Raw genomic sequence first — 1,810 nt, forward strand, 5'->3', positions numbered from 1 at the left:
GACGGCTCCGCCACGGCGCCGACGAGGCCGAAGCCCTCACGGCTCGCGGCGACCGCTCCCGCCTTCAAACCCTCCGACAGCGCTCCCAGCCTCTCCCAGTCTTTCTCCGGCACGCGTCAACCTCGGCGAATCAGGAATGCGACGTGGAAGATGCCAGCCCGCCCGCTACCAGGGAAGCGATAGCTTGGGCAGTTTGATGAGCGGGGGGAACGACGGCTTGAGGTCGTTGAACAGCTCCTTGAGCGAGGCCTTGGCCACGTTCACCATGTCCTCGGGCTTCATCTTGCTCAGGGCGACGGCCACCTGGCGCACGCCGTCCTTGGTGAGCAGGTCCTTGAGGTCCGGCGTGGTGCCAATCTTGAGCATGTCCTGCGCCGGCAGCTTGTAGAGGCCGGAGTCCACGTAGGCGTCCGGGTGCGAGTCGTAGGCGAACTTCTTGAAGGCCGCCGGGTCGCGCTCGAGTTGAGCGAAGCCCGCCGGGTCCTCCATGCGCTTGGTCTCCATGGCATCCTGCAGGGCCTTGAGCGTCTTGTCGCGCCACTCGAGTCCCTTGGGGGTCAGGTCCTTGGGCCCGAGGCTGGAGAAGCGGTCGCAGTACTTCTGCCCGTACTCCAGGTAGTACGCGGGCGGGGTCATCCCCGGGTTGCGGCGCACGAAGTCGTCGTGGCGCTGCTTGTAGTAGTCCTTGGTGCCGGTCTGGATCTCGGCGGGAAGGTTGCGGGCGGCGTTGCTCCGGGCCGAGCCCGTGGCGGTGGCCGTCTGGGGCGCCCTGGCGGGCTCGAAGCTGTCGGTGGAGCGCGCGGTGGCGGCGGGCGAGGCGGTGGCCGGCGCGCGAACCTCGTTCTTCGGCGCGACGGGCGGCTTGGACTCCGTCCGCGTGGTCTGGATGGGGGGGGTGCTCGGGCGCTGGATCCTCATGATTCCCGATTATCGCGGGGAGTCCCCAAAAGTTTCCACCTGGATGCGGAAAATACCGGGAGTGTGGGTGCTCCCTGGGAGCACGGGGTCCATGGTCCTCCGGGGAAGGACACCGTCCGCCGGGTGTCAGGTGTGTCCCCCCGCTCGCCGGTCGGCCAATCCTCCGGGACGTGGGGAAGTGTCGGCCCATGCCCCTTGAGGCCCCTCGCCCTCCACCCCAGCTTTCGGCGGCGCGGCACGTTCCGCGCGAGGCAGGAGGAGGACAGGCATGGCGGCGATGGACCTGAACAGGATGATCCAGCGGCTCAATGACCTCATCGCGCTCGACTACGACGCGGTGGGGGCCTACGAGGCGGCGATCACCCGCGTCGACGTGGAGTCGCTGCGCATGAGCCTGCGGGCATTCCAGCAGGACCATGTGCGCCACATCCAGGACCTGTCGCGGGTGGTGACGATGCTGGGCGGCACCCCGACGCAGAAGCCGGACTTGAAGGGCTTCCTCCTCAAGGGCTTCACCGCCGTCACCTCGATGATGGGCAACGAGGCCGCGCTCCAGGCGATGCGGGGCAACGAGGTGCTCACCAACCGCACCTATCAGATGGCCCTGAGCGAGGACTGGAGCGACGAGGCCCGCCGCATCATCGAGCGTAACTTCTCGGACGAGCAGCGGCACCTGGCCTTCATCGAGGGCGCGCTGCGCAACCGCATCTGGGAGCAGACACCGGTGCAGCCGTAGGCCTCGCGAGGGCGTCCGGAGCGACCAGCGCGAAGGAGCCTGACCGCCCGGCGACCCGGCCCTGGGGGAGCGGGCGCGGATGGGACGGCTGCCCACTCCCCCAGATGTTTCCTCTTCCAGATGTTTCCTCTTGTTGAGCGGCGGAGGGAGCATCCC

2 protein-coding genes are annotated in these 1,810 nt (G+C 68.2%); one reads left to right on the top strand and one right to left on the bottom strand.

All coding sequences use genetic code 11. From position 1 onward, the window contains the following. Positions 1-165: 165 nt before the first annotated feature. Positions 166-918 (bottom strand): hypothetical protein, encoded by a 753-nt coding sequence (locus tag VF697_RS30095; protein WP_331100284.1) that lies wholly within the window; start codon positions 916-918, stop codon positions 166-168. 268 nt (positions 919-1,186) lie between these two features. Between VF697_RS30095 and VF697_RS30100 the strand changes: the two genes are divergently transcribed. Next, positions 1,187-1,654 (top strand): ferritin-like domain-containing protein, encoded by a 468-nt coding sequence (locus VF697_RS30100; RefSeq protein WP_331100285.1) that lies wholly within the window; start codon positions 1,187-1,189, stop codon positions 1,652-1,654. The last annotated feature ends 156 nt before the right edge of the window (positions 1,655-1,810 follow it).

Origin of the sequence: Archangium sp. (genome assembly GCF_036388035.1) — a bacterium.
Lineage (GTDB): Bacteria > Myxococcota > Myxococcia > Myxococcales > Myxococcaceae > Archangium.